A 26,168-nucleotide genomic window follows, 5' to 3' on the forward strand; every position below is an offset into this window, starting at 1 on the left:
CCTGTATATCCAAGGAGCACTTGTGCACGACGATCGTCGACTGACCGAAGTACGTCTGGATCGATTTGTCCGTGAACGACTCACCCCGGCGCTATATCGTCGTTCAGTGCCGCTGACGGTGACGGGCTGGGATGTTCCGAATGAGCCAGTTCCCTTCGATGAAGCGGTTGGCCAAATATTCAGTCCGGTCAACGACGGTGATGCCTGGGGTGCCGCTTGGAGTACTAAATGGCTTCGAATCACCGGCGAGGTGCCTGAAGACTTCGGTGGCGCGGGGCTAAAGGCTGAGGTCGCCGTCGAACTTGGCTACAACAATGACATGCCAGGTTTCCAGTGCGAAGGTATTGCCTGGCGCCCGGACGGCAGCATTGCCAAAGCGCTCTCGCCGCGAAACAAATACGTTCCCCTCGGACTTCTGGGCGTTAGCCCGGGCGAAAACATCGATTTTTATGTTGAAGCTGCTGCGAACCCCAATGTGGCTGGGGACTGGACGTTCAGCCCAACTTCGCTTGGCGACAAAGCGACCTCCGGGGACGAGCTACGCTACCGAATCGGGCGAATCTCGCTCGCCGAGCTGGATGAGCAAGTTTGGGAGCTCAGCCAAGACATTTGGACGCTGAGTGGCTTGATGCATGAGCTGCCCACCGAGTTGCCGCGCCGGTATGAAATCTTGCGTGCACTAGAAAATATGTTGGATGTGCTTGATCCCGACGACGTCGCCGGCACTGCCGCGGCGGGCCGGGCGGCGCTGGCCAAGGTGTTGGCGCAGCCTGCTTATGCTTCGGCGCATCAGATTGTGGCAACCGGGCATGCCCATATCGACTCGGCTTGGCTCTGGCCGGTCCGCGAAACCATCCGCAAATGCGCTCGTACATTCTCCAATGTCGTAGCACTCATGGATGAGCACCCAGAGTTCGTCTTTTCCTGTTCTTCGGCACAACAGTTGCAGTGGATCAAGGATTTCTATCCAGAGCTGTTCGAACGGATCAAAGTCAAAGTTGCCGCGCGGCAGTTCGTACCAGTCGGTGGCATGTGGGTTGAGTCAGACACTAATATGCCAGGCTCCGAGGCAATGGCTCGGCAATTCATCGAAGGTAAGAGCTTCTTCCGCCAAGAATTCGACGTGGACTGTAAAGAAGCCTGGTTGCCAGACTCCTTCGGCTATTCGGGTGCGCTACCGCAGATCGTCCGAGCAGCAGGAATCGACTGGTTCCTGACGCAAAAGATTTCCTGGAATCAAATCAACATCATGCCGCACCACACTTTTCAGTGGGAAGGCATCGATGGCACTCGAGTCTTCACGCACTTCCCGCCGGTAGATACTTACAATAGCGAGCTCAGCGGCCGTGAGTTGGCGCATGCGCAGAGCAACTACCGGGAAAAGGGACGCAGCAACGTCTCACTGGTCCCGTTCGGTTGGGGCGATGGTGGCGGCGGACCAACCCGCGAAATGATCGCGGCAGCTCAACGCACCGCAGATTTGGAAGGCTCGCCGGCAGTCCGGATAGGTGCTGCGAAGGGCTTCTTCGAACAAGCTCAAGCTGAGTATCCCGCACCGCCCGTGTGGCTAGGCGAGATGTACCTCGAATTGCACCGTGGCACCTACACGAGCCAGGCCAACACTAAAAAAGGCAACCGACGTAGCGAGCATTTACTCCGAGAGGCCGAACTATGGGCGGCGACCGCCACTGTTCGGACCGGTGCCGAGTATCCAGCTGCAGAGCTCAAACGGCTTTGGCGGTTGGTGCTTTTGCAGCAGTTCCACGACATTTTGCCGGGGAGCTCCATTGCTTGGGTGCATCAAGATGCTGAGCGCAACTACGCGGCAATTTCGGTTGCCTTGGAAGAAATTATCGCCAGTTCGCTGCAAACCTTAGTAGGGGAGGGCAACGTCGATTTCTCCTTCAATGCGGCTCCCCACGAACGCTCGGGCGTGCCCGCGCTCGCGGCTGCAGCTCCGGTGCGCGGTGAATCTCCGGTGCAGGTCACCGAGCTTGATGGCGGTTATGTGTTAGATAACGGCATCATCCGCGCTGTGATCGACAGAAACGGCCAGATCAGCTCGCTGATGGACTTCGCAACCGGACGGGAAGCGATCGCACCAGGAGGCAAGGGTAATAAGCTCGAGCTGCATCGGGATACGCCAAACGCCTGGGATGGGTGGGACATTGACGAGTTTTATCGACGCAATGTTACCGAATGTACCGAGGCGCGATCGGTCACGTTGGAGAGCGGCGGCTGGGACGCCGTCGTGGTGATTGAACGTCTGGTTGGTTCCTCCCCGCTCACCCAACGAATTATTCTGGCCGCGGATTCGCCGTCGCTAACCATCACGAATCAGATTGACTGGCAAGAGAGCGAGAAGCTGCTCAAGCTCGGGTTTGACCTTGATGTCCGAGCCGACCGGAGTGCATCCGAAACGCAGTTTGGCCATATCTTCCGGCCCACGCATACAAACACCTCTTGGGAGACCGCCAAGTTTGAAATTTGTGCACATCGTTGGATTCATGTGGCGGAACCGGGGTACGGTGTTGCGCTGGCCAACGGCTCGACATATGGGCACGACGTGACCCGGAAAGTGCGGGATTCCGACGGCGGCACGACGACGGCTGCGCGGCTCTCGCTTTTGCGAGCGCCAAAGTTTCCGGACCCGACCGCAGATCGCGGCGAGCACGAGTTGGTTGTGTCGATCCGGCCCGGGGCGTCGATTGCCGATGCCGTCGAAGAGGGGTACCGAACGAATTTGGCTCCGCGAGTTGTGCAAGGCGCAGAACCGGTCGAGGGGCTTTTCTCCGTGTTCAACGCGGCCCTAACCATTGAAGCGGTGAAACTGGCCGAGGACGGTTCTGGTGACGTAATCGTGCGACTTTACGAAGCCCTTGGCGAGCTCTCCACTGGTCTGATTCGGGCGAATTTCCCGGTGAAGTCCGTCTTGATGACCGACTTGTTGGAAGAGTCGATCGAGGTGCCAACTGGTGTTGTGCTTGGCGAAGACTCGGCAGAACTCACCTTGCGACCATTCCAGCTGGTGACGCTGCGCTTCGAACGCTAATTTACTTCGACCGCTCGATCGGCAGGCGATCGATTGGGCTACAGGGGCGGATTAAGCGTACGGAAACCCTCTTGCTTATGATAGGCAAACTGTGGATACGGCGGATTTGTTGCGCTGATCGCGTTGAGGCGCTCAACCTGATCAGCCGCTAAGCGCCAGCCAGTGGCGCCAAGGTTATCTCGTAGCTGATTGGCGTTTCTGGCGCCAATCAGCACCGAGGAAATTGTTGGTTTGCCGAGTATCCAGTTCAAGGCAATTTGAGGCACCGACTTACCGGTTTCAGCGGCGATTTCCAAGAGCACATCAACTGTGTTGAATAAAATGTCTTGGTTCACCGGCGGGCCAAATTTAGCGGTGGCCGGTAGCCGACTGTCGCTTGGTACTGGAGTATCACGGCGAATCTTGCCGGTTAGCCGTCCCCAACCGAGAGGGCTCCAAACGATGGCTCCGACGCCTTCGGAAGCTGCCAGTGGCATGAGGTCCCATTCATAGTCTCGGCCAACCAGAGAGTAGTAGACCTGGTGCGAGACGTATCGGTCCCAACCATGCTGTTCAGCGGAGTCGAGTGACTTCATCAATTGCCAACTGGGGTAATTAGAGACGCCGATATAACGGATTTTTCCCGCGTCAATGAGCCGATTCAACGCGGAGATGGTTTCCTCAGTGGGAGTCGATGCGTCGTATCCGTGCAGCTGGAATAGGTCGATGTAATCTGTGCCCAGGCGGCCCAGTGCCGCGTCTACCGAGGCAATGAGTCGACGGCGGGACGTTCCCCAGTCCAGTGCACCGTTCCCGGTAGGTAAAGCTGCTTTGGTAGCAATAAGTAGCTTGTCGCGCCGCCCCTTGATTGCTTGGCCTAGGATCTCCTCCGAAGCACCATCGGAGTAGACATCCGCGCTGTCGAAGAGGTCGACGCCTGCATCGAGGCAGATATCGACGATTTCGCGCGCCTGGGCGACGTCATTCGCGCCCCAGGCACTGAATAGATCACCGATGCCGCCAAATGTGCCGGCACCGAAGCCGAGTTCGGAGACTCTGAGGCCGGAATTGCCTAGCTGGTGATATTCCATTGTGCTCCTTAATGGGTAAATCGTTCCGTTAGGTAAGCAAAGCATGAACTAAAGGGGATTGCAATACCGTTAGGATCATTCAATGAGCGGAAAGAGGCCCGGTGGGCGAACGTCGAGAGTGCGCACATCCGTGTTGAAAGCAGCAGGAGATGTGCTGGCTGAATCAGGAATCGATGGACTCAACCTGGGCGAACTTGCCTTGCGCGCTGGCGTCGGGAAAACCACGGTGTATCGACGGTGGGGCACCGTGCCAGCGGTTATCGCAGATTTGCTGATTGAGATGGCTGAATCGTCATTGCCACGGGTTGAGACCGGATCTTTGGCAGGAGATCTGAACGCGAGCGCAATGTTGGTTTTTCGCACTCTGAGCGATGTGAGGCAAGGTCGGCTGTTCGAAGCATTGATTGCGGCAGGAATCTACGATCCAGTCACAAAGGAGGCCTTAGGTGCGTTTTACCGCACACGGATTGATGAGTGGGCACCATGTGTTGAGGCGGCAAAAGCCCGGGGTGAGATCAGTGCCGGCACCGATTCGACTGCGGTGATTAGTGCTGTCTCGGCACCGTTGTACTACTCGATAATTACCACAACCGAGCCTCTTACCGAGGAGCTGGCATTACGAGCCTCCGCAGCAGCCTATGCAGCCGCGAAAGCAGGGATTTTTGTTAGTTGAACGCATTGCGCCGCAACTAGTTGTTGCGCAGAACTCGTTGCAGGAACTGCCGGGTTCTGGGTTCTTGCGGATCCGTCAGCACCTCGGACGCTGATCCGCGTTCCACTACTACGCCGCCGTCCATAAACACCACTTCATCGGCTGTTTTTCGGGCGAAGGCTAGTTCGTGGGTCACGAGAACCATCGTCCAACCCTCACTGGCCAATTCCTGGATTACGGTGAGGACGTCGCCAACTAATTCGGGGTCCAAAGCAGAAGTTGGCTCGTCAAAGAGCAGCAGCTGTGGTTTGAGCGCCAAAGCTCGGACAATGCCCACACGCTGTTGCTGGCCGCCGGAGAGCTCAAACGGATACGCATCCCTTTTCTCCGAGAGGCCAACCCGGGCTAAGAGCGATTCGGCCTCGGCGATGGCTTCGGCCCGCGGGCGCTTCTGCACCTGGACAGGGCCTTCGATAATGTTCTGCAACACCGTTTTGTGTGGGAAGAGGTTGTAGTGCTGAAATACCATCGCAGAACGATCCCGTAATGCGGCGGTCTGGCGTTTGGTGACCGGAGCGGAAAAATCGACCGAAACGTCGCCGATTCTCACCGTGCCTCCGTCCGGGGTTTCCAAGCCATTCAGCGATCGCAGGACCGTAGTTTTGCCAGAGCCTGAGGGGCCGATCAGTGCAACAACGGAGCCAAGTTTTATGCTCAGGTCAATTCCCTTGAGCACCTCATTTGAGCCAAATGCTTTGCGTAACCCAGCGACGGCGAGTACTTCGTTCTTTGACTGCTTTGGGCAGTTCAATGGGCGACATAGCGATCCAACCTCTTTGCAAGTTGCGATTGGATGGTGGATAAGACCAGGCAAATCACCCAGTAAACCAAAGCAGCCTCAAGATAGAGCACCATGAAATCTCGGCTCACCGCGGCAATTTTCTGTGATTCCTTGAACAGTTCGGTCACCAAGATCAAAGAAGCGAGCGAAGTGTCTTTGATGAGCGAAATGAAAGTATTGGAAAGTGGTGGCAACGAGACTCGCGCGGCCTGCGGCAAGATAATCCGGAACAGCGATTGGCCGCGAGACATGCCGATCATATGACCCGCTTCCCACTGACCCTTTGGCACGGATAGGATTGCGGCCCGAATCACCTCGGCAGCATAGCCACCCACGTTGAGCGAAAGTGCAATGATCGCGCTCGGCCAAGGGTCAAGCTTCACCCCGATGCTTGGCAAACCGTAGAAGATCACAAACAGTTGAACCAGCAGCGGCGTGCCACGGATCACCGAGATGTAAAAACGGCCGATGCCGGCAAGGACCAGATTGCGGCTGATTCGTAATAAGGCCACCGCGAGAGCCAGCACCAGACCGATCGCGAAGGAAGCTAGCGCCAACGGGATGGTCGCGGTCACGGCGCCAAGCAATATTGGGCCGAGAGAACTCCAAATGAGGTCCCAATTCATGGTTCAGCCTAACTCGGGTGTAGTCCGTTGTGGCATAGGCACTATTTGGAAACGTCAGTGACGAAGTACTTCTCAGAAATCTTGCTGAGTGATCCATCTGCCGATAGCTCCGACAACGCCTTATTGATGGCTTCGGTCAGCGCACTGGCGCCCTTAGGTTGAACCGTTACCGGTTTCTTGCCGCTTTTATGCGAGTCCCTGCACCGGTTGGGCCGGGATGGTTTCTTTAGCGTAATACGCTACTTCGTGTTCTGTCGGTGGGATGTCTCCGATGCTGGTGTGTAGGCGGTCGTTGTTGTACCAATCGATCCAGGCCAAGCTGGCCCATTCAACCTCATCGATGGTTTTCAACGGCCCGTTGCGGAAGGGAGAATCTTCTCGGACGGCTTCAGTCTTGAACAGGCCGATGGTGGACTCGGCCAAGGCGTTATCGTAGGCGTCCCCGACAGAGCCGATTGATGCTGCGATGCCCTCCAGAGTCAGGGTTTCCCCGAAATGCAAGGAAGTGTACTGGGACCCGGCGGCGGAATGATGGATCAGCCCTTCTGCGACCGGATGCCTGGTGCGTGTCCGCTGCCATAAGCCCATCCTGAGTGCTGTGCTCACCAGGGCGATTCAGTCGCGATGATGAGCGGTAGTCGACGACCAGCCTTGTCACTGAGGGGGCCAACAATTAGCTGGCCTGCGGCGAAGCCTATGGTGGTTGCGGTGAGCGTAAGTTGGATAGCTGCAGCACTGACGTGCAAATCTTCCTGCAAAATAGGGAAAGCCGTCAGGTAAAGATCGAGGGTGAAAGGGGCCAAGGCAGTCAGCAGGCCTAAGATCACGATATAGACAAGTTTCTGGCGTTTACTCAGGGCATCACCGGGATGCGTCAGGGTGCTCAGGTGGGGTTCCTTCGACGAATTCAAACACTTCAGACACAGCTGACGAGCTTCTCTACCCATCGTAAGTGTTCATCTGCGGAATACAGTTTGACGGTCGAATGGTAATTTTGACGAATAGACAGGCCACAGCCATGGAGGCAGTACCGATGAGCAGTCCACGACCCAGTGCCCCGGGTACGTCCAACGATGATTCCTTGCTCGGCAATGCCCGGACGCTATTTCGCCTTGCACCGCGACAGCTAAACGACGAATTTAGTCTTGCCAAAGAAGAACTTAAGGGCAAAGCCCGATTACTGGGCTTCGGAGCAGCACTCTTTGCCGTTGCGCTAGTGGTACTTGGGTTGCTGGTGATTGCCCTAGTGGTTGCGGCAATTATGGGCTTGGCCACCGTATTGCCAGCTTGGCTCGCGGCGCTGATTGTGGCCGCTTTCTTTATCCTTCTGATCGCTATAGCAGTACTTTTGGGCCTCAAGAAAGTCAAAAAAGCCTTTCCGGTATTGCCTGAGGAGGCAATACGCGGACTCAAGCACGACGTCGGAATCTTGCGTCAAGGTGCTGGCTTTGATCCGCAGACCTTGCTAAAACCAGAACTGAGTAAAGAAGAAAAAGAACAGCTCAAAGCGGAGAAAGAAGCGAAGGCAGCTGAAGCTAAGGCTGAGCGGGAAGCTAAGGCGGCGGAGGCCGATCCAGTGCCCTCTGAAGCTGAGCTGCGAACCAGGATTGCTGCTCGTCGTGAGCATCTCTTGCGGGTTCGTGAAGGTCTCATTGAGCAGGCTGACGTCAAAAAGCAGGCAAAGATACTTCTTGACGATCCGGATTCGGTGGTCGGCAAAGCCCGAGATCGTTGGGTACCGTGGAGTATTGCTGCCGTGTCCACCACCACTTTCTTCGTTCTACTGCGAAAGTTGATCAAAAGGTAGGCTGCATACCGCCCGGGAAACTCCGGATAAGGGTTTCCAAGGGTAAACAGGTGTAAGCGACAATTCGGTCGCGACGGATGTGAGGAAAGGGGCGTGCATGAGACTGATCGGCGCTGGCTCACGCCCTGGGCAGCCGATCGTGGACCATGACCGCATTTTCACGATTCCGAACCTGCTAACTGTGGTCCGCTTTCTCGGTGTGCCGCTGTTTGTCTGGTTGGTACTAGCCAAAGAGGAATACGGCTGGGGCGTACTGGTACTGGCGGTGATGGGTAGCACTGATTGGGTTGATGGTTACATTGCGCGTCGGTTCGATCAGACGTCCAAACTTGGCCGAATTCTAGATCCCGTCGCAGATCGAATTGCCTTAATTACGGTTGCCATCACTTTGGTGATTGCGGAAGTTGCCCCGTGGTGGTTGCTTGCCATCATGGTCATCCCGGACGCCGTGCTGACTACTACCTCACTTCTTTTCTTCCGCTGGCATCCAGATTTGCCGGTGAGCATCATTGGCAAACTTCGCACGGCTGCGCTGCTATTGGGCACTCCGATGCTGTTGCTCGCCAAAGCACTTGGGGATGAGCCGAATGCTTTGACCTACATCGCCTGGACATTTTTGGTGCTGGGCATCATCGGCCACCTGATTGCGGCATATAACTATTTCTGGGCCATCGTCCGGAAGCATCGCGAGTTACACTTTCCACTCGAGGTGCCAGAGGCCATGACTCCGGAGGCCATGGATAAGCCGGACGGCGAAACCCGATGATGTGGCTCGCTGTCGCCTGTGCGGTTGCTGGGGCGTTCTTTCTGGCTTTCGGAGCGCAGCGCCAAGGTAGTGCGGTTCAAACAAACACTGGCGGTCTAGCGCTCGGCGGCAATGGTTTCATGCGTCTGCTGCGCAATCCTCGATGGGTCTTTGGCCTCCTGTTGCTTGGTGCAGGCATGGTGCTCAACGTAGTTGCGCTAAGTATGGGAAACCTGACCGTAATCCAGCCGATCGGCGCTATTGCCTTGGTGATCACCACGGTGGTGAACTCCAGAGACCAGGGGATCCGGCTCAACCGTGCCACGATTGTCGCGATTAGCTCCTGCGTCGCGGGCAGCGCAATCTTTGTCTTGCTCGCGGTCAATGTGGTCGCCGAAAACACCCACGTAAGTGAAACGGAAGAACTGGCGGTTGCGCTGCTTCTGGTGCTCGTTGTGGTGATCTTTGGTGGTGCGGTGCTGTTATGGCGGCGCCGGTTGAAAGCGTTTTTCTACATCATTGGCGCGGGCGTGCTTTTCGGCTTTGTCGCGGTGCTGACTCGAATAATTTCAAAACAGCTTTTAGACCCCAATGGCCTTTTCCTCCTCAATATCCAGTGGTATTCGATTATTGCTATTGCGGCAGCTGGCGGACTTGGCTCGTGGTTTGTCCAGAGCGCGTATGCCTCTGGTCCGCCGGACTTGGCGATTGCTGGCCTTACCGTGGTGGATCCTTTGGTGGGCATCGCCATCGGAATCATCATTTTGAATGAACTTCGACCGAATGTGCCTGCCGTGGTGGCGATTGCCATGGGTGTGGCCGCTTTGCTTGCTATCGTGGGAGTCATTGCTCTTTCGCGTCATCATCCAGATGTGGTCAAACGCAAACGGGATGCGAGAGAAGCGGCTAAACGGTCGCAGCGCAAGTAACGTATGACGGCGATCCTGCCGAAAGACGTTTGCCGTCTCGCCGCGCAGGCAAGAAGGACCCTAGGTAAACCAAGCACTGAGCTTTTCAAGATTGGACTACTGTGACCCCGACTCGTGAAGACGCCGAGCCACGCAAGCCTCTAGTAATTTTGATAGCTGCCGAGACCTATCCGCCGACGATGAACGGCGCTGCTCAGTTCTGTTACCGGTTGGCGAAGGGGATGGGCGCGCGTGGACATGCAATGCATGTGCTGGCCCCTCAGCCAGTAGCTGGTGCCAGTTACACCGAGGTTCGCAGCGAAGCCCAAGTGCACCGGCTACGCTCACACGCGATGTTTACTAACCCAGATTTCCGGATTTGCTTTCCGTGGGAGATCAAGCGGGAGATTTCCCAGCTTTTTGATCGGATCAAGCCAGATGTAGTGCACATTCAGTGTCACTACATGATTGGTAAGGCGACCATGGAAGAGTGCGTTCGGCGCGGTATACGGGTAATTTCTACCAACCACTTTATGCCGGAGAACCTCAACCCGTTCCTGCCATTCCCAGAATGGTTCTTGAAAATCGTGGCGCGAAATTCTTGGCGAGACATGGGCAAGATTATGGGCAAAGGCGCGGTTGTTACCACGCCGACCCAGCTGGCCGCAGACGCGATGCGCGAGCTTGCGAAATTGGACAAAGTTCTTCCGGTCTCTAATGGTATTGATTCAGCCGCTTATGTGCTCAAGGCTGGCGAAGAGATCTCCCCCCCTGACTACCGGACGGTGCTTTTCGCTGGGCGTTTGGCCGAGGAAAAGCACGTTGACGTTCTGATCAGGGCAATAGGGAAGTTACCGGCAGATCTCAACGCTCATTTGGAAATCGTTGGTGGCGGAGAGGTGCGGCCGGCACTTGAGGAACTTGTCGCCAAACTTGGGCTAAGCGACCGGGTTCAATTTCTTGGCTTGATTTCCGATGAGGAACTTCGTGAAGCGTATATTCGGGCTTCGGTCTTCGCGATGCCCGGAACCGCAGAATTGCAGTCTTTGGTTTCCTTGGAGGCAGCAAGCGCCTCCACGCCATTGGTTTTGGCCGATGCGATGGCTTTGCCGCACTTGATCGACGGCGAGAAAAATGGCTTTCTGTTCCGTCCAGGCGACAGCGACGATCTTGCTGCCAAGATTCGCGCGATTCTGGAACTTCCGAAAGCTGAGAGCGAAGCGATGGGTGCAGCGAGCAAAGCGGTAGCCGAGCGGCATAGCTTAGCTACCACGCTGGAGATCTTCGAGGATCTCTACTACAGCGCTAGCTATGAAGACATTGCAAGCCGGATCGGTCATTGAGCCAGAATCCTCTAAGATAGCAAGGTCGGGTTTTTGCAGGAAGGTCTGTAGAAACCACACGGGGCTGTAGCTCAGCTGGTTAGAGCAGAGGACTCATAATCCTTTGGTCCAGGGTTCAAGTCCCTGCAGCCCTACCAAGAAAAGCCGCAGGTCGGAAGCACGAATCGAGATATTCAATACTTCCGACCTGCGGCTTTTTGATGCCTTCTTTCGGGGCGTTAGCTCAGAAGTGAGATGCTTTACGGATTGAAGTGAATACGGTAAGTTACTGATGAGTAACATGTTTCTCGTGCCGAGCTCTCTCTGAAGGATGACGATGTCCAAGATCGCTGTTGATGTTAACAATCTGCCCTACGCCGACGGCGACTTCTACTCGTTTGAGCAGCTGCTCTCCGACGCGGAGCGGGAAAAGTTACAAGAAGTGCGGGACTTCTTGGCCAAAGAGGTCAAGCCAATCGCTATTGATCACTGGAATCGTACCGAATTCCCGATGGATTTGATTCCGAAGATCAGCGAGCTCGATGTGATGAGCCCGGTTCGTCGACAGGGATACAGCAGCCTTTTCGCCGGAATCCTCCACGCCGAGTTCACTCGTGCCGACACCTCGATCGCCACTTTTATGGGTGTGCACGACGGCTTGTTTACAGGGTCCGTAGAATTATTGGCTTCCGAAGAGCAGAAGGCCCTCTGGCTCCCGGACATCTATTCGATGAAAAAGATCGGCGCATTCGGGCTAACAGAACCGTTGGGCGGTTCTTATGTTGCTGGGGGCACCAGAACTACTGCCAAGCGCGAAGGTGATAATTGGGTTCTCAACGGTGCTAAGCGCTGGATCGGTAACGCAACATTCTCTGATTGGGTTGTCATTTACGCCCGCGATGTGGATGACAACCAGGTCAAGGCGTTCATGGTGGACACCGCGACCCCAGGCTACAAAGCCACCAAAATTGAGAACAAGATCTCGCTGCGTTCTGTGCAGAACGCAGACATCACGCTAGAAAACCTCGTGATTTCGAATGATTTCAAACTTGAGCACGGAAACTCCTTCCGGGATACCAATAAGGTGCTTAAGGTGACTCGACTTGCGGTTGCCTGGCAGGCGGTTGGCCAGCAGATGGCCGCGTTCGACGTCGCCCGCCGCTACGCAGTGGAGCGCGTTCAGTTCGGTCGTCCCTTGGCTTCTTTTCAGCTCATTCAAGACCAGCTGGTTCAGATTCTAGGTAATACGGTCGCCTCGATGGGCATGATGGTTCGCTTGTCTCAACTCGAAGACTTAGGTCAAGCCAAAGATGAGCAGTCTGCGTTGGCCAAAGCATTCACCTCAGCGCGGATGCGTGAGTCCGTAGCTATCGGCCGCAGCATCTTGGGTGGAAATGGCATTGTCACCGACTATGAGATGGCAAAGATCTTCTCGGATGCCGAGGCGATTTACTCGTACGAAGGCACCTACGAAATCAACTCGCTGGTCACCGCACGCGCAATCACCGGCATCTCCGCGATCGTCTAGGTTTAGTTCCTTAGGCTTCAGTTCTTCAGCGGCAGCAGGATCGATGGTCTTCGATCCTGGATGAAAAGCAATGGATTGAGATAGTTTTCCTCCCGCCGGACGCCCCAGTGCAGTGATACTGTGGGCGGCCGGTGCCCAGGTTGAACGGTCGCAATTATTTGGCCGCGATCGATGTGCTCGCCTAGCTTTACCGTTGCCAAGACTGGCTCAAAGCTGCTTCGTAGGCCATTTCCGTGATCGATCGTGAGTACATTACGGTCTACCAGCCAGCCCAAAAAGCTCACGATGCCTGCTGCTGGAGAGCGAACTTCTTGGCCTTCGAAAGCGGCTAGATCCACACCCAGATGGCCTGATAACCAGGGTTTTGCTGGTGGATCGAATGCTCTAGTTACCGCGGGCTCAGGTGTCAGCGGCCAAAGCCAGCTGGTCGACTTAGCTGAGTCGGCGGCGATCGATGCCGGGCATAAGCCAATGATGGTGACGATAGCGGCGAGGGAAATTGTAAGAGGTCTTAAACTTCGCATCTCTTCACTGTCCGCTGTCGTTGCGCTCGCCTCAAGGAGAGGGTAAGTGGATGTGTGGAAAATGCATTTACTGCTGGCTGTGGTGGAGGAGTGCTCAACGGCATCGCCTCGAACCAGTGCGTCGCCCCTGTGCTGTACACTAAATACTGCAGCGCGCGTAATATGCGCTGACTACGCGTGTCCAATTCCCTCGCATTTAGTCGTGAGTCAATCACGGTCCAAAGGCAGGGCTGCGCTTCTTTCGGTCCTTTGAATGTATCTCGAGCAGGTTTGCTTCCAGCAAGTTTGTTTTGAGCAGGTTTGAAGGAAAGAGCGCAGATCTGGCACCAGGCATAACCGTAAATAATCAAACACTTAAGGAGCGTCGGCATGCCCGTCGTAACCATGCGCCAGCTGCTCAACAGCGGCGTACATTTCGGTCACCAGACCCGTCGTTGGAACCCGAAGATGAAGCGATTCATCTTGACGGAGCGCAACGGCATCTACATCATTGACTTGCAGCAGTCGCTGTCTTACATCGACCGTGCCTACGAGTTCGTCAAGGCAACCGTCGCCCATGGTGGCACCGTGTTGTTCGTTGGCACCAAGAAGCAGGCTCAGGAAGCAATTGCTGAGCAGTCAACTCGCGTTGGCCAGCCCTACGTTAACCACCGCTGGCTCGGTGGCATGCTCACCAACTTCCAGACGGTAGCTAAGCGAATCCAGCGCATGAAGGAACTCGAAGAGATCAACTTCGAAGACGTTGCTTCTTCGGGTCACACCAAAAAAGAGCTTTTGCTGCTCAAGCGTGAGCTGACCAAGCTCGAAGGTAACCTCGGCGGTATCCGGAACCTGAACAAGGTCCCGTCCACTATCTGGATCGTAGACACCAAAAAAGAGCACCTCGCCATTGACGAGGCCAAGAAGCTCAATATCCCGGTTGTTGCAATCTTGGACACCAACTGCGATCCGGACGAAGTTGATTTCCCGATCCCGGGCAATGACGACGCGATCCGCTCCGTTAACTTGCTTACTCGGGTCATTGCTGACGCTGTTGCAGAGGGCCTGATTGCTCGCAACGCAAAGGCAACCGGTTCCGCAGAAGGCACTGCGGCTGAGCCGCTCGCCGAATGGGAGCGCGAATTGCTGGAGTCATCCAACACCGAAGCTCCGGTCGCCGAGACCGCTGCTGCTGAAGCTCCGGTCGCTGACGCCGCTATTGAAGCTCCCGTGGCTGAGGAAGCTAAGACCACCGAAGCTGACGACACCAAGTAACTTCCGAACGAAGACGTATGGTGCGGTCACGAGCCGCGCCATACGTTTGAGTCGGGTCAAATTAACGACATAACAGGAGCTCACATGGCGAACTACACCGCCGCTGATATCAAGGCACTCCGCGAGCGCACTGGCGCTGGCATGATGGACGTGAAGAAGGCCCTGGACGAGGCGGATGGCAATGCCGAAAAGGCGCTTGAGCTAATCCGCATCAAGGGCCTCAAGGGTGCTACCAAGCGTGAAGGCCGCTCGACCGCAGAAGGCTTGGTTGCCGCTACTGTCGAAAACGGCGTTGGCGTCATGGTTGAGGTCAATTGCGAAACTGACTTCGTGGCCAAGTCCGGTCCGTTCATTGAATTTGCTAACAAGGCCTTGGCTGCCGCTGTTGCTTCTGGTGCAGCCGACGTCGACGCGCTACTTGCTGCTGAAGTTGATGGCAAGCCGTTGTCCGAGCTCGTTATCGAAGCTGGCGCGCTGTTGGGTGAAAAGGTGGCAATCCGCCGCCTGGCACGCGTTACTGGCGCCGTCGTCGATGCTTACTTGCACAAGACTTCCAAGGATTTGCCCGCCCAGGTTGGCGTGCTGTTCGCGGTTGACGGCGAAGGCGAAGCGGCTACCACCGCGGCGCACGACGTCGCAGTGCACATTGCTGCTTACACGCCGAACTACTTGCTCCGCGAAGATGTTCCGGCCGATCTGGTCGATAGCGAACGCCGTATTGCAGATGAGACCGCTCGTGCTGAAGGCAAGCCTGAAGCTGCTTTGCCTAAGATCGTTGAAGGCCGTTTGACTGGCTTCTTCAAGGAGAACGTGCTGCTCGACCAGCCGTTCGCCAAAGACCAGAAGCAGAGTGTTGCTCAGGTCTTGGACGCCGCAAGTGCCAAGGCTGTTGGGTTCGCTCGCTTCCGCGTCGGAGCCTAATTCGCTAGGTTTCACCAGTTTTATTAAGTTTCACCAGTAGTACCGAAAGGCCCGTGTTGGGGACATCCTCAACACGGGCCTTTTTGTATGGCCAAAATTTGGATGGCCAAAATGCTTCAGCCGAACTGTCATTTCCGCCAGTATGTCCCGCTGAGTAGCAACCTCAGCGGGACATACTCAGTTCTTCCCGCTGAAACCATCAGCCCGGCGGGACAAAGTTTATTCAACGAGCTGGTTGACAATGCATCCGGTCGGTGGTTGAATTTTTGTTATCAAGCTATTGGTTGATCAATTAAATAGTTGATAACTAGTAGTTGATAAGCGAGTACTCGAATAATGATTGTGAGATTGGTTGGTGACCATGATGGACTCTGATGAGGAACAGCTGGACCGGGCCTTTGCGGCTTTGGGGGACCCGGTTCGCCGCCAAATCATTGCCCGGTTGTCAATATCTGACGCAACGGTCAAGGAGCTAGCCGCACCTTTTAAGATCTCTCTTCAAGCGATATCAAAGCACTTGCAGATTCTTGAAGCGGCCTCATTGATCAGTAGCGGTAAGGACGCACAACGGCGGCCCCGTCATTTGCTCAAGGCCAATCTGGCGCAGCTTACCGATTGGATCAACGCTTACAGTTCATCGGCCGAAGAAAAATTCCAGCGGCTCGAGGGCCTTTTGGCCAAAGACCCCATCGACGGGGTTTCATCCGATAAGGAGAATTTAGCATGGTTACGGAGAGCAGACTAGAGATTGTTGCCGAATCTGGGGGACAGAACATCACCCTGGTTCGTGAGATTTACGCTTCGGTGCAGCGGGTTTTTGCCGCCCATTTGGACCCTGAAATGGTTGCTCAATGGCTTGGTCCACGTCGGCTGGAAATGAAAATCAGCGAGTGGCAAGCCGTCAGCGGCGGCAAATACGCGTACTTGCATATTGCTGAAGACGGAACCGAATACGGCTTCCGAGGGATGTTTCACACCGTAATTGAAGATCAGTAAATCATTCAGACCTTTGAATACTTGGGCTTCCCCGGCCAAGTCTCCCTCGAATCGATGGTGTCCGAGGACTTGGGGAACAATCGCTGCCGGATCTTAAGCACTTCAACCTACCCATCCAATGATGTGCGGGAGCAAATGCTGCAAAGTGGCATGGAGACCGGCCTCAGGGAGTCTTATGAGAGGCTTGAAGAGTTGGTGAGCTGAGCTGCCTACAAACAGTAAGATTTAAGCATCCCTACTCATGGCGCCGCTGGTGGATTGAGCGGGGATGTTTGTTATCTGCGTCTGTATTGGCCCCCAGCGGCCCGCGCACGATAACCTAGATCAAGCATTTGCGAACCCCCCCCAGCAGTAAGACATACCGAGGGATGGCCCATGGACAGCACTTCAAACTTCGTCAACGATAATCCCTCAATTCCTCATCTCGTAGCAGAAACCGTCGCAGCCGAAGCCGTCGCAGCAGCGCCCGAGCATCGGCCGGCCGTGAACATTCCGGCAAAGTCGAAGCGACGAGTGCTTTTGAAGCTCTCTGGTGAGGTGTTCGGCGGCGGCCAGGTTGGCCTCAATCCGGCCACCGTACGCGGAATCGCCGAACAAATCGCCGCCACCGTGGACACCGTTGAGGTTGCCGTTGTGGTTGGTGGTGGAAACTTTTTCCGCGGCGCAGAGCTCTCGCAATCTGGAATGGATCGTTCCCGTGCAGACTATATGGGCATGCTCGGCACCGTGATGAACTGCCTGGCGCTGCAGGACTTCTTAGAACAAGCCGGAGTTGAGACTCGCGTGCAGAGCGCTATCACCATGGGTCAGGTCGCCGAAGCGTACATTCCGCGCCGGGCAATCCGACACTTGGAAAAAGGCCGGGTGGTGATTTTCGGTGCCGGAGCCGGCCTGCCTTATTTCTCCACGGACACAGTTGCTGCCCAACGCGCCCTCGAAGTACACGCCGATATCGTTTTGATGGCCAAGAATGGCGTCGACGGCGTCTACACTGCCGATCCCAAGAAAGACCCCAGTGCAAAGAAGCTCGATCATTTGACGTATAACGAGGCTTTGCAACGCGACATTAGAGTTTTGGACCAGACCGCATTCAGCCTGTGCAAGGACAACAACTTGGAGATGCTGGTATTCGGGATGGAAGGCGAAGGCAATGTCAGCCGCGCCATCCGCGGAGAGAGCCTGGGAACCCTGGTAACGCCGTAGTATGAACTCTTGAGAATCCCTTTTGAAAAACTGCAGCACCAGGAGAGACCGTGATCGAAGAAACTCTGCTCGAAGCCGAAGAGAAGATGGACAAGGCCGTAGAAGTGGCCAAGGAAGACTTCAGCGCCGTACGCACCGGCCGGGCCAACCCTGGATTATTCGCCAAGGTCATGGTTGATTACTACGGAGCTCCGACTCCGCTGCAGCAGCTCGCTTCGTTTGCGGTACCTGAAGCTCGCACACTGCTGATCACGCCATTTGATCGCAGCGCCCTGGGCGATATTGAAAAGGCGCTGAGCAATTCCGAGGTTGGGGCGAACCCTTCCAACGATGGCAACGTGATTCGGGTTGTCATGCCAGAACTGACCCAGGAGCGCCGTCGGGAATACGTCAAGATTGTGCGTGGCAAAAGCGAGGATGCCAAGATTTCGATCCGAAACATTCGCCGTAAGGCAAAAGAGTCGCTGGATAAGATCGTCAAAGACGGTGACGCCGGAGAAGATGAAGGCTCGCGGGCTGAAAAGGAACTCGACGGTCTAACCAAAACGCACACCGAGAACATTGACGAGCTGCTCAAGCGCAAAGAAGCCGAACTGCTCGAGGTCTGATGAGCCAAACGCCGGGCGCTGACGACCGGCCCGCCGGGCCCGTCGAACCACGCACAGAAACAGCTTCGGCCTTTCGGCCTCTGCCTAGCCGCCGCACTTTGCGCGCAGCTGAGCGAGAAGCCGAAAAGAAGGTAGCAAAGGGTGCTGTGCATAAAGCTACGCAACGAAACCAGCAGTCGGCATCAATTGACGGCCGACGAGCGCCGATAACTTCGGCGATCCCGGCAGTTCCGGCGCAGGCCCAGATGGTAGTAAAGCAGCCAGCTGCCAAAAAACCAGAAGTGGCTTCAATTCCCAAGCCGTCGGCCCCGGTAGCTGCGTCGGTGTTGCCGATGCCAGAGCAAATTTCTGCGCCCGTGCCGAAAGCTTCTCGAGCGGGCCGGAATCTGCCGGCGGCGATTGGTGTTGGCCTTGGCCTGCTGATCGCCGTCTTAATCGGCTTACTTTTCTATCCGCCCGCATTCATCGTGATGGTGATCCTAGCTTCGGCTTTAGGTGTCGGGGAAGTCAGCCGTGGTCTGTTGCAACGCGGCGTCGAGGTTCCGTTAGTTCCGGTGATGGTCGCCGTCGTCGCAATGCCGATTTCGGCCTACTACGTTGGTGCTGAAGGCTTGCTGTTTGCGCTAGTTGCTTGTTGCCTGGCTTTGATGATCTGGCGTTCGCTCGATTCATCGACTGGCACCGGCCAAAGCATCTTCGCCGGCATCTTGATGATTGCTTGGATTCCGTTCCTGATTTCTTTTGTGCTGCTCGTTTTGAGTGAGCCGGAGGGCCCGGCAACCTTGCTGGCATTCCGTGGCGGATACCCCGGCGTCGGCGCGCTCAAGGTGGCTGTCACGCTACTGCTCGTGGTCTCCAACGACACCTTTGGTTACCTGTTGGGCGCGCTTTTCGGTAAGCACCCCATGGCGCCAAAGATCAGCCCCAAGAAGTCTTGGGAAGGTTTCGCGGGTTCATTAGCCGGCGCCATTTTGATCGGCGTGCTGGCCGCAATTTTCTTGTTACATGAGCAATGGTGGATCGGCATCGTGCTGGCGATCGGTTTAGTTGCTGCGGCCACCACCGGAGATTTGGCCGAGTCCATGGTCAAGCGTGAACTAGGGATGAAAGACATGTCCTCAATCCTGCCCGGACACGGTGGTTTGATGGATCGTTTGGACTCGATACTCTTCGCAGCTCCGGCAGCATTTTTGCTGTACTCGCTGCTTGATTGGTTACAAGGCCTGGGAGTCTAAAATGAATGAGCAAAAGGCAACCGTCGCACAGAGCAGGGCGGAACGAAGAAACGAACGGGGAACCACAGGCGTGACTGAGACAGCGCAGCACCGACCGCAAAGCGCTCCATTCGCGCGCGTTGACCGCAAAGCTTATGGCTACAACGTCAAGCAAGTCGACCAATTTTTAGCCCGCGCAAGAGCAATTTATACCGCCCAGGATTCGGCGGAGAAGGCTTTGACGAGCAATGAAGTGCGAGAGATGACTTTCGACGCCGTTCGCGGTGGTTATGAGGCGCAAGCTGTTGACGCCGCCTTGGACCGGTTAGAAGACGTCTTTGCGCAGCGTGAGCGTGATGCCCTGATCTCCGGTAAAGGCGAAGACGCCTGGTTAGCACAAATTGGCAGGCTCTCCAGCGTGCTCCGCAATCGGCTACACCGCGCGCCGGGCGAACGATTCCGCCGGCCGCGGCGCAATGTTCGTAGCTACGATGTGGGTGACGTTGACGCTTTGTTTGCTGAGCTTTTGGAATATTTTGAGCGCGATAAACCGCTTAGCGTCGACGTCGTCCGTCGGGCAGTTTTTGGTTCAGCGCAGGGTAAAGACGGCTATGAAGAGCAGCAAGTAGACGTGTTCCTTGACCGCGTTGTTGAGCTGATGGCGGCCATCGATTAACTATGGTGCGTGAAGCGATTCTGGTGTGTGAAGTCTAGCCAGAATCGCCGAGGTCGAGGCGCTCAGTCGGTGCGCGCTCAATTTTGAGGCTATGACCATGGTCAAAAATGCGGCCGGAACCGTGACTATTGCTGGTTGACTGAGCAAATCAGTCACCATGCCATTGCTCAGACCAGCCGCTGCAGCGATGGGTGCGCTCAAGTACGCTCCACCACAGAGCAGCGCCCCGACTGCCATTCCAGCTATTGCGCCGACGTCGGTCAGCCCCCGCCACCAAATGCCCAACAAGCGCAATGGGCAAAGCGTTGAGGCGGTAAATGCGAAGACCGCACCGATGCTATCGGCTAGCGCGGTGGAGTCGCTGAGGAGCGCAATTGCTAGTGGTACTAGCGATCCGAGAAGTGCCGCTAGCCGGAATCCGCGTACGCTACCGCCGAACAATTCTTGTGAGACCACTCCGGCTAGCGAAACTAGTAATCCGGACGAGCTGGATAAGAATGCGGCAAAAGCGCCTGCGATAATTAGTGCAGAAAGAAATTGCCCTGCAGGTCCGGGAATCAACTGTGCTGGCAACAACAAGACCGTGGCATCGGCTTTACCGGTGCTGGTCGGTTGCATGCGGCCAAGTACGCCCAAAATTGTTGGCAATAAGTAGAAGGCACCTAGTAGTGGCAGCACAATGAGGGTGGTCCGTCGCGCAGATCGACCGTCAGGGTTGGTATAGAAACGCACCAGGACGTGCGGCAGGCCCAAGGTGCCCAGCAGCAGGCCAATAATGAGTGAAATGGTGTGTAACGGCGTTGAGCCCACGCCGTCGTCTTGGCCCTGGTCAAAAGCCTGCGCGGCAAGCTGCGGGGTAGCCGGATCACCGGCGATGACGATGAGCAAAAATACTGCCGGCACGGCCAGCGCGGTAAATTTGAGCCAGAATTGAAACGCCTGAACAAACGTGATGGAACGCATGCCGCAAGTCATCACCACAATGCAGACGATGGCCACTATCAGCACCGGTCCGAGCCAAGCTGGCAGGCCGGCGGTCATCGAAACAGTTAGCGCGGCCCCCTGAAGTTGCGGCACCAGGTAGAGCCAGCAAACCAGAATGACGCAGTACGAGCTCACCCGGCGCACGATTTTGGATTCAAGCCGGAATTCAGCGAAACCTGGAATTGTTTACGCCCTGGAACGACGCAACGGTGCCGCAACGAATAACAACAACATCAAATAGCCTGCCGTGTAACCGATGGGGAACCACAGTGCATTAGCCCCGGACACCACTATGAGGCCCACCACGCCCAGGTAGCTAGCGGCGGAAAGGTACTCGCCGCCAATAGCTGAAGCATTCCACCAGGGCCGCACAGTTCGTGAAGCCACGTAAAAGTCGCTGGTGGTTCGGGAGATTCGCAGGCCAAAGGCGCCAACCACCACGGTCGCTAAGGCCACTAAAGAGATCGTCACCGTGCTGAGCAGATTCATTGATGGGATACCAGATCTCGAAATGAGTCTTCATTTCGATCTGCGCTGCGTGCGTACAGCCAGGCTGACAGGCAAATCACCGGGTAGATACCCGCCCCTAAAACGATCCAAGGCAACGGAACACCCCATAAAGTGATCGAGTTGAGCGCTGGGTAGCTTGCTAACAGGATCGGGATCGCGCAGAGCAAAAGCAAGAAACCACAGCCGACGACGACGGCTAGCCGAAGTTGGCTGCGAATCAGCGAGTCAACTAGCGCCCGACCTACACCCGATTGTTCTTCTAGTTCCCGGGCGACCGGAAAATCGCCAATTGTTGTGGTGTGGCTACGTCGCGCGGTAACACGGGTCCGGCCAGCAGCCGGTGGTGGCAGCTCAGAGTTCATTGGATTCATCCGCGTGACCTGGGCCGGCTTTCAGCCATTTTGCCGCGTAAACCCGGCAGATGCCGACGGCTGACTGGCAAACTAGCATCGCCAATGCGCACCGAAGCGCTGCCCCGGCTCATTTGAAGCTGCGATACATGTGGCATCGAAATCAAGTAGGACCGATGGATGCGAAGAAAGCCAGCGCTTTGCCATTGCTCTTCGAGCTCGCTGAGCGGAACTCGAATCAAAAAACTCGCGTCGGCGGTGTGTAGCCGTGCATAGTCACCTTGTGCCTGCACATAACGGATTTCAGATTTTCGAATCAATTTGGTGATGCCACCTTGGTCAACCGTGATCAGATCGTCGGTCTGCGCCATTTGCTCGGGGAACTGCAATTGCTCGGTAATTCTGCGCACCGATTCGGCTAGGGGCTCGGTCCGAACCGGCTTGAGTAGATAATCCACTGCGGCCAGCTCGAATGCCTCCACGGCTCGATCCTCGTCTGCCGTGACAAAAACGATCGCCGGTTGCTCAGCGCGGGAGAACTTATTGATCACCTTCGCCAAATCCAGCCCGCTCAGTCCGGGCATGTGAATGTCTAAAAATAGCGCGTCTATTTGATGCGCATCGAGCAGCTGGAGGACTTCAGTGCCGCTGATACTTGAATAGATTGCGCCAATTCGGTCATCTTGGCCGAGTAAATAGGCCAACTCACGCACTGCCGGTTGTTCGTCGTCGGCAACAATTACCGCAAGCTTTCCGGCGCGCTCGCCGCGCTCTGGGGCAGTGAGAGAATCGTCGACGCTGACCATGGACCTCAGCATAGCGTTCGCTCTGCCCGGTGTTCTGGTTGAAACTTGGGCACACGCAGGGTCATCAGAGTTCCAGCCCCTGGGCCGGTATCCACTACGAGTCCGTGATCGTCGCCATACACTTGGCGCAATCGGGCGTCGACATTACGCAGTCCTATGTGGTCGCCGTCGTCGTGACCGGCTAGCACCTCAGCTAGCAGAGCTGGATCCATGCCTACGCCGTCGTATTCGATGGTGATCTGGGCATAAGCTCCGGCATCTTGGGCGGTGAGCTTGATATGCCCGACGCCGCTTTTCGCTTCGATGCCGTGCCGCACGGCATTTTCAACTAGAGGTTGCAGACTCAAAAACGGGATCACCGTGCTAAGCACCTCGGGACCGATTTGCAGACTGACTTGCAGCCGTTCACCAAACCTGGCCCGTTCCAATAACAAGTAGCGATCAATGGATTTCAGCTCCTCAGACACGGTGGTGAAATCGGCATGGCGGCGGAACGAGTAGCGAGTGAAATCTGCGAACTCAATGAGCAGCTCGCGGGCACGCTTCGGATCGGTGATCACATAGGAGGCGATCGCGTTCAGCGAGTTGTAAATAACATGCGGACTGATTTGGGCGCGCAGGGCGCGAACTTCAGCCTCGACTAGTTGCGTGCGTGAAGCAGCAAGTTCCGCAAGCTGAATCTGAGCAGCAACCCAATCTGCCACTTCGTCACTAGCTCGCACCAGACCGGCGGAGGCGCCCGAATTGACGGAACGCCCGGCCATACTGAGCGCAGTCAGCGAGCCCACAACGCGCTCAGCTACCCGGATCGGCACGACGACGGCAGCCACTAGTCCGGCGCTCTCCAAAGCACCTGTGCCGGCAAGTCGATAAACCTGCCGGCGTCCCGAAGCTAAGGTCTTGCGATTCAGCTCACGAATCGGATCTCGCGCACCACCGGAGATCTCAGGCCCGGCCCAGGCGAGCATCCGTTCTGAGTCACTCAGCGCTAGCGCATCACAACCGAGAAGTGCATGCAGATATTTGATCGATTTGCTTGCGCCTAAAGGCTGCAGCCCAGATCGCAAATGGCTGCCGGCCAAAGCGGCCAAGTGCAAGGTATTGTAGCTGGCGTGTTCGGCTTCAGTGCCAAGTTCCCGATGCGAACGGGAAAGCCGGAAGCCTAGATAGCCGATCAAGACGATAATGCAGCACAAAGCCGATCAGGATGACAAGCAGAATCAGCGGCGAGTCCGGCATGCAGCCAAGCGTAGCGCCTAAAAGTGCCGGACTGTTTCACTTCTCGACGCCGAATGCTGCCATTGGGCGCAAGGATTCGACCGTTCGTCGCGGCGCGTGAAGTTGGCCGGCTCTGATGCTGCGCAGGCTCACAACTTTGCGGAAAAGTGAAGTGCCTCACACTTTTATTGTCAAAGGAGACATGATGGATCAACCAACTCCTCCGGCGGACCCAGTGTCCGTGCCGTCAGCCGATTTAGTCGGCATCCAACGGGATGAGCGGTTTCAAAAGTTGCGCCGCAAACATCGAAACTTTGTCTTTCCGATGGCAATTGCTTTTTTGCTCTGGTATTTTCTTTACGTCTTATTGGCCGACTATGCGCACGATTTCATGTCGATCAAGGTGTGGGGCTCAATCAACATTGGCTTGATATTTGGCCTTTTGCAGTTCGTGACGACCTTCGGAATCACCACTTGGTACGTGATGTATTCCAATCGCAAACTCGATCCGGTGGCAACCGAGATCCGTGAGGAAATCGAATCCGGTAAAGGGGATATTTCATGATTGCGTCAATGCAAAACACTTCATGGATCAATATCTTGATCTTCGCCTTGTTTGTGGCTATCACCTTGGTGATCGTCTTCCGGGCTAGCCGGAACAATAAAACGGCTGCAGATTACTATGCGGCTGGCCGTTCATTCACAGGTTCACAAAACGGCACCGCGATTGCGGGCGATTATCTTTCCGCGGCCTCGTTCTTAGGCATCACCGGCGCCATCGCGGTCAACGGCTACGACGGCTTCCTGTACTCGATCGGCTTTCTTGTCGCCTGGCTCGTAGCCTTGCTCTTGGTGGCCGAGCTTTTGCGCAACACCGGAAAATTCACCATGGCTGATGTGCTTTCCTTCCGTTTGAAGCAGCGTCCCGTTCGAATCGCTGCGGCAATTTCCACACTGGCAGTATGTTTTTTCTACCTGCTAGCTCAGATGAACGGTGCCGGTGCGCTGGTGTCGCTTTTGCTTGGCATCGGGGACAAAACTGGCCAGGCCGTGGTCATTACCGTGGTTGGTGCGTTAATGATTTTCTACGTTCTGATCGGCGGTATGAAAGGCACCACTTGGGTACAAATTATCAAGGCGGCGCTGCTTATTGCGGGCGCAGCGGTCATGACGGTATGGGTGCTATCGCTGCACGGCTTCAACCTCTCCGGGCTGATGGACGCTGCATTAGCTAAGGCCGGAGCTGGCGGAGAAGCACTTTTGAGCCCTGGTAAACAGTACGGTGCAACCGCTACCAGTAAGCTCGATTTCGTTTCGCTGGGCTTGGCACTAGTTCTCGGCACCGCGGCGTTACCGCACGTCTTGATGCGCTTTTACACCGTGCCTACCGCGAAAGAAGCCAGGAAATCAGTGGTTTGGTCAATCTGGCTGATCGGTATCTTCTACTTATTCACTTTGGTGCTCGGTTATGGCGCAGCCGCCCTCATCGGCCCGACAGAAATCGCGGCGGCGCCGGGTGGCGTCAACTCGGCCGCACCTTTGCTCGCATTCGCGCTCGGTGGGCCGGTGCTGCTCGGTTTCATTGCCGCCGTCGCCTTCGCTACGATCCTGGCGGTCGTCGCCGGGCTCACCATTACCGCAGCGGCTTCGTTTTCCCACGACATCTATTCTTCGGTGATCAAGAAGGGCAAACCGGCTCCGGGTAGTGAAGTGAAGGTGGCCCGGATCACCGTGGTGGTTATTGGCATCGTCGCGATCATTGGCGGCATCGGTACTAACGGTCAGAACGTGGCCTTCCTGGTGGCGCCTGCTTTTGCGGTAGCGGCAAGTGCCAACCTGCCCACGATATTGTTTTCGCTTTTCTGGAAGCGTTTCACTACCCAAGGAGCCGTCTGGAGTATCTACGGTGGCTTGATTTCAGCGATCTTGTTGATTGTTTTCTCGCCGGTTGTTTCTGGAAATGCCAAAGCGATGTTCCCCGGTGGAAACTTTGCCTGGTTCCCGCTGTCCAATCCCGGCATCATCTCGATTCCATTGGCGTTCTTGCTGGGCTGGCTGGGCACCGTGTTGGACAAGAAAAAAGAAGATCCAGCTAAGCAAGCTGAGATGGAAGTTCGTTGACTTACGGGAGTCGGCGCAGAGAAGGCAACTGATCACTGATGAATTCTTGTCAGTGATGGTGCCCGGAGCTGAAGCCAGGTAGGTCCATGTTCATTTGGTCGTGCGGGATGGAAAATTGCCCGGCGGTGCCAGCGGCCAAACCGGCCGTTGCAATGGCGGAAACCACTAACGCCGAGATAAACATGGAGAGCAGCAACCGGCCCGCAGGCGGTGTCCCTAGATTGTTCGGGGC

General features: G+C 55.9%; 26 protein-coding genes, 1 tRNA gene and 2 pseudogenes. 18 read left to right on the plus strand and 11 right to left on the minus strand.

Annotation, left to right across the window (positions count from 1 at the left end; all coding sequences use genetic code 11):
* The first annotated feature begins 22 nt into the window (after positions 1-22).
* Positions 23-3,052: an alpha-mannosidase gene (locus RSAL33209_RS02135; RefSeq protein ID WP_012243966.1), complete on the plus strand. Its 3,030-nt coding sequence runs from the start codon at positions 23-25 to the stop codon at positions 3,050-3,052.
* Positions 3,053-3,090: 38 nt separating this feature from the next.
* Here RSAL33209_RS02135 and RSAL33209_RS02140 read toward each other — a convergent pair whose 3' ends face one another.
* Positions 3,091-4,122, minus strand: coding sequence for an aldo/keto reductase (locus RSAL33209_RS02140; protein WP_041684307.1), 1,032 nt, complete (start codon positions 4,120-4,122; stop codon positions 3,091-3,093).
* Between the two features lie 82 nt (positions 4,123-4,204).
* Here RSAL33209_RS02140 and RSAL33209_RS02145 point away from each other — a divergent pair, with 82 nt between their 5' ends.
* Positions 4,205-4,795, plus strand: coding sequence for a TetR/AcrR family transcriptional regulator (locus RSAL33209_RS02145; protein ID WP_012243968.1), 591 nt, complete (start codon positions 4,205-4,207; stop codon positions 4,793-4,795).
* A 16-nt stretch (positions 4,796-4,811) separates the two neighbouring features.
* On the opposite strand, the gene RSAL33209_RS02150 is transcribed toward RSAL33209_RS02145, so the two are convergent.
* The 5 genes and pseudogenes from RSAL33209_RS02150 to RSAL33209_RS02165 all read right to left on the minus strand — a co-directional run.
* Positions 4,812-5,585 (minus strand): amino acid ABC transporter ATP-binding protein, encoded by a 774-nt coding sequence (locus tag RSAL33209_RS02150; protein WP_012243969.1) that lies wholly within the window; start codon positions 5,583-5,585, stop codon positions 4,812-4,814.
* The gene (locus RSAL33209_RS02155; protein ID WP_012243970.1) at positions 5,582-6,241 is read right to left on the minus strand and encodes an amino acid ABC transporter permease; all 660 of its coding nucleotides are present in this window, start codon (positions 6,239-6,241) and stop codon (positions 5,582-5,584) included. The genes RSAL33209_RS02150 and RSAL33209_RS02155 overlap by 4 nt, the downstream gene beginning before the upstream one ends.
* A 41-nt stretch (positions 6,242-6,282) precedes the next feature.
* Positions 6,283-6,477 (minus strand): transporter substrate-binding domain-containing protein, encoded by a 195-nt coding sequence (locus RSAL33209_RS19925; protein ID WP_080503856.1) that lies wholly within the window; start codon positions 6,475-6,477, stop codon positions 6,283-6,285.
* A complete protein-coding gene (locus RSAL33209_RS02160) occupies positions 6,428-6,847 on the minus strand; it encodes an integrase core domain-containing protein (protein ID WP_012243972.1) in 420 nt (139 codons plus the stop codon). Before RSAL33209_RS02160 ends, RSAL33209_RS19925 begins: the two co-directional genes overlap by 50 nt.
* Positions 6,848-6,858: 11 nt before the next feature.
* A pseudogene (locus RSAL33209_RS02165) lies at positions 6,859-7,128 on the minus strand (MFS transporter); the annotation flags it as partial.
* Positions 7,129-7,274: 146 nt separating this feature from the next.
* Here RSAL33209_RS02165 and RSAL33209_RS02170 point away from each other — a divergent pair.
* The 6 genes from RSAL33209_RS02170 (at position 7,275) to RSAL33209_RS02195 (ending at position 12,551) form a co-directional block, all read left to right on the plus strand.
* On the plus strand, positions 7,275-8,048 hold the full coding sequence (locus RSAL33209_RS02170) for a phage holin family protein (protein ID WP_080503858.1): 774 nt from the start codon (positions 7,275-7,277) through the stop codon (positions 8,046-8,048).
* A 97-nt stretch (positions 8,049-8,145) separates the two neighbouring features.
* Positions 8,146-8,814, plus strand: coding sequence for a CDP-alcohol phosphatidyltransferase family protein (locus RSAL33209_RS02175; RefSeq protein WP_041684310.1), 669 nt, complete (start codon positions 8,146-8,148; stop codon positions 8,812-8,814).
* Positions 8,811-9,722: a DMT family transporter gene (locus RSAL33209_RS02180; protein ID WP_012243976.1), complete on the plus strand. Its 912-nt coding sequence runs from the start codon at positions 8,811-8,813 to the stop codon at positions 9,720-9,722. Before RSAL33209_RS02175 ends, RSAL33209_RS02180 begins: the two co-directional genes overlap by 4 nt.
* 101 nt (positions 9,723-9,823) lie before the next feature.
* Positions 9,824-11,044: a glycosyltransferase gene (locus RSAL33209_RS02185; RefSeq protein ID WP_012243977.1), complete on the plus strand. Its 1,221-nt coding sequence runs from the start codon at positions 9,824-9,826 to the stop codon at positions 11,042-11,044.
* Between the two features lie 60 nt (positions 11,045-11,104).
* Positions 11,105-11,181 (plus strand) — tRNA-Ile (locus tag RSAL33209_RS02190).
* 179 nt (positions 11,182-11,360) lie between these two features.
* Entirely contained in the window at positions 11,361-12,551 is a 1,191-nt protein-coding gene (locus RSAL33209_RS02195; protein ID WP_041684311.1) for an acyl-CoA dehydrogenase family protein, read from the plus strand.
* A 17-nt stretch (positions 12,552-12,568) separates the two neighbouring features.
* On the opposite strand, the gene RSAL33209_RS02200 is transcribed toward RSAL33209_RS02195, so the two are convergent.
* Positions 12,569-13,075, minus strand: a complete 507-nt coding sequence (locus RSAL33209_RS02200; RefSeq protein WP_012243979.1) for a M23 family metallopeptidase — start codon at positions 13,073-13,075, stop codon at positions 12,569-12,571.
* 369 nt (positions 13,076-13,444) lie between these two features.
* Here RSAL33209_RS02200 and rpsB point away from each other — a divergent pair, with 369 nt between their 5' ends.
* The 8 genes from rpsB (at position 13,445) to RSAL33209_RS02245 (ending at position 19,947) form a co-directional block, all read left to right on the plus strand.
* The gene (gene rpsB, locus RSAL33209_RS02205; RefSeq protein ID WP_012243980.1) at positions 13,445-14,329 is read left to right on the plus strand and encodes a 30S ribosomal protein S2; all 885 of its coding nucleotides are present in this window, start codon (positions 13,445-13,447) and stop codon (positions 14,327-14,329) included.
* A gap of 84 nt (positions 14,330-14,413) precedes the next feature.
* Positions 14,414-15,250, plus strand: a complete 837-nt coding sequence (tsf, locus tag RSAL33209_RS02210; RefSeq protein ID WP_012243981.1) for a translation elongation factor Ts — start codon at positions 14,414-14,416, stop codon at positions 15,248-15,250.
* Positions 15,251-15,614: 364 nt separating this feature from the next.
* On the plus strand, positions 15,615-15,995 hold the full coding sequence (locus RSAL33209_RS02220; RefSeq protein ID WP_041684314.1) for an ArsR/SmtB family transcription factor: 381 nt from the start codon (positions 15,615-15,617) through the stop codon (positions 15,993-15,995).
* Complete coding sequence (locus RSAL33209_RS15840) at positions 15,974-16,246, plus strand: SRPBCC domain-containing protein (RefSeq protein WP_012243983.1); 273 nt, start codon at positions 15,974-15,976, stop codon at positions 16,244-16,246. The genes RSAL33209_RS02220 and RSAL33209_RS15840 overlap by 22 nt, the downstream gene beginning before the upstream one ends.
* A 375-nt stretch (positions 16,247-16,621) precedes the next feature.
* Positions 16,622-17,449: a UMP kinase gene (pyrH, locus tag RSAL33209_RS02230; protein WP_012243984.1), complete on the plus strand. Its 828-nt coding sequence runs from the start codon at positions 16,622-16,624 to the stop codon at positions 17,447-17,449.
* A gap of 50 nt (positions 17,450-17,499) precedes the next feature.
* Positions 17,500-18,057 carry a ribosome recycling factor gene (gene frr, locus RSAL33209_RS02235; RefSeq protein ID WP_012243985.1) on the plus strand — a complete coding sequence of 186 codons (558 nt, stop codon included), beginning with the start codon at positions 17,500-17,502 and terminating at the stop codon, positions 18,055-18,057.
* Between the two features lie 332 nt (positions 18,058-18,389).
* Complete coding sequence (locus tag RSAL33209_RS02240) at positions 18,390-19,292, plus strand: phosphatidate cytidylyltransferase (protein WP_114597684.1); 903 nt, start codon at positions 18,390-18,392, stop codon at positions 19,290-19,292.
* Between the two features lie 70 nt (positions 19,293-19,362).
* Positions 19,363-19,947 (plus strand): DivIVA domain-containing protein, encoded by a 585-nt coding sequence (locus RSAL33209_RS02245; protein WP_041685029.1) that lies wholly within the window; start codon positions 19,363-19,365, stop codon positions 19,945-19,947.
* Here RSAL33209_RS02245 and RSAL33209_RS02250 read toward each other — a convergent pair.
* From RSAL33209_RS02250 to RSAL33209_RS02265, 4 genes and pseudogenes are all read right to left on the minus strand, one after another.
* Positions 19,948-21,420 (minus strand): annotated as a pseudogene (locus RSAL33209_RS02250) (sodium/solute symporter).
* On the minus strand, positions 21,417-21,812 hold the full coding sequence (locus tag RSAL33209_RS02255; RefSeq protein WP_012243990.1) for a DUF485 domain-containing protein: 396 nt from the start codon (positions 21,810-21,812) through the stop codon (positions 21,417-21,419). Before RSAL33209_RS02255 ends, RSAL33209_RS02250 begins: the two are co-directional and overlap by 4 nt.
* On the minus strand, positions 21,809-22,597 hold the full coding sequence (locus RSAL33209_RS02260) for a LytR/AlgR family response regulator transcription factor (protein ID WP_049759050.1): 789 nt from the start codon (positions 22,595-22,597) through the stop codon (positions 21,809-21,811). Before RSAL33209_RS02260 ends, RSAL33209_RS02255 begins: the two co-directional genes overlap by 4 nt.
* Before the next feature lie 5 nt (positions 22,598-22,602).
* Entirely contained in the window at positions 22,603-23,775 is a 1,173-nt protein-coding gene (locus RSAL33209_RS02265) for a sensor histidine kinase (protein ID WP_233496568.1), read from the minus strand.
* A gap of 245 nt (positions 23,776-24,020) precedes the next feature.
* Between RSAL33209_RS02265 and RSAL33209_RS02270 the strand changes: the two genes are divergently transcribed.
* Both RSAL33209_RS02270 and RSAL33209_RS02275 read left to right on the plus strand, forming a co-directional pair.
* On the plus strand, positions 24,021-24,380 hold the full coding sequence (locus tag RSAL33209_RS02270) for a DUF485 domain-containing protein (protein ID WP_114597686.1): 360 nt from the start codon (positions 24,021-24,023) through the stop codon (positions 24,378-24,380).
* On the plus strand, positions 24,377-25,936 hold the full coding sequence (locus tag RSAL33209_RS02275; RefSeq protein ID WP_012243994.1) for a solute symporter family protein: 1,560 nt from the start codon (positions 24,377-24,379) through the stop codon (positions 25,934-25,936). The genes RSAL33209_RS02270 and RSAL33209_RS02275 overlap by 4 nt, the downstream gene beginning before the upstream one ends.
* Positions 25,937-26,168 lie beyond the last annotated feature (232 nt).

The sequence above is a fragment of the Renibacterium salmoninarum ATCC 33209 genome (genome assembly GCF_000018885.1).
Classification (GTDB): domain Bacteria; phylum Actinomycetota; class Actinomycetes; order Actinomycetales; family Micrococcaceae; genus Renibacterium; species Renibacterium salmoninarum.

What these genes read in the sequence shown, in the direction of transcription:
- RSAL33209_RS02270 (WP_114597686.1), top strand. Translation starts at nt 24,021, where the DNA reads ATGGATCAACCAACTCCTCCGGCGGACCCAGTGTCCGTGCCGTCAGCC.
- RSAL33209_RS02275 (WP_012243994.1), top strand. Translation starts at nt 24,377, where the DNA reads ATGATTGCGTCAATGCAAAACACTTCATGGATCAATATCTTGATCTTC.
- RSAL33209_RS02145 (WP_012243968.1), top strand. Translation starts at nt 4,205, where the DNA reads ATGAGCGGAAAGAGGCCCGGTGGGCGAACGTCGAGAGTGCGCACATCC.
- RSAL33209_RS02175 (WP_041684310.1), top strand. Translation starts at nt 8,146, where the DNA reads ATGAGACTGATCGGCGCTGGCTCACGCCCTGGGCAGCCGATCGTGGAC.
- RSAL33209_RS02255 (WP_012243990.1), bottom strand. Translation starts at nt 21,812, where the DNA reads ATGAATCCAATGAACTCTGAGCTGCCACCACCGGCTGCTGGCCGGACC.
- RSAL33209_RS15840 (WP_012243983.1), top strand. Translation starts at nt 15,974, where the DNA reads ATGGTTACGGAGAGCAGACTAGAGATTGTTGCCGAATCTGGGGGACAG.
- RSAL33209_RS02195 (WP_041684311.1), top strand. Translation starts at nt 11,361, where the DNA reads ATGTCCAAGATCGCTGTTGATGTTAACAATCTGCCCTACGCCGACGGC.
- tsf (WP_012243981.1), top strand. Translation starts at nt 14,414, where the DNA reads ATGGCGAACTACACCGCCGCTGATATCAAGGCACTCCGCGAGCGCACT.
- RSAL33209_RS02200 (WP_012243979.1), bottom strand. Translation starts at nt 13,075, where the DNA reads ATGCGAAGTTTAAGACCTCTTACAATTTCCCTCGCCGCTATCGTCACC.
- RSAL33209_RS02155 (WP_012243970.1), bottom strand. Translation starts at nt 6,241, where the DNA reads ATGAATTGGGACCTCATTTGGAGTTCTCTCGGCCCAATATTGCTTGGC.
- RSAL33209_RS02260 (WP_049759050.1), bottom strand. Translation starts at nt 22,597, where the DNA reads ATGGTCAGCGTCGACGATTCTCTCACTGCCCCAGAGCGCGGCGAGCGC.
- rpsB (WP_012243980.1), top strand. Translation starts at nt 13,445, where the DNA reads ATGCCCGTCGTAACCATGCGCCAGCTGCTCAACAGCGGCGTACATTTC.
- RSAL33209_RS02180 (WP_012243976.1), top strand. Translation starts at nt 8,811, where the DNA reads ATGATGTGGCTCGCTGTCGCCTGTGCGGTTGCTGGGGCGTTCTTTCTG.
- RSAL33209_RS02170 (WP_080503858.1), top strand. Translation starts at nt 7,275, where the DNA reads ATGAGCAGTCCACGACCCAGTGCCCCGGGTACGTCCAACGATGATTCC.
- pyrH (WP_012243984.1), top strand. Translation starts at nt 16,622, where the DNA reads ATGGACAGCACTTCAAACTTCGTCAACGATAATCCCTCAATTCCTCAT.
- RSAL33209_RS02240 (WP_114597684.1), top strand. Translation starts at nt 18,390, where the DNA reads ATGCCAGAGCAAATTTCTGCGCCCGTGCCGAAAGCTTCTCGAGCGGGC.
- RSAL33209_RS02220 (WP_041684314.1), top strand. Translation starts at nt 15,615, where the DNA reads ATGGACTCTGATGAGGAACAGCTGGACCGGGCCTTTGCGGCTTTGGGG.
- RSAL33209_RS02140 (WP_041684307.1), bottom strand. Translation starts at nt 4,122, where the DNA reads ATGGAATATCACCAGCTAGGCAATTCCGGCCTCAGAGTCTCCGAACTC.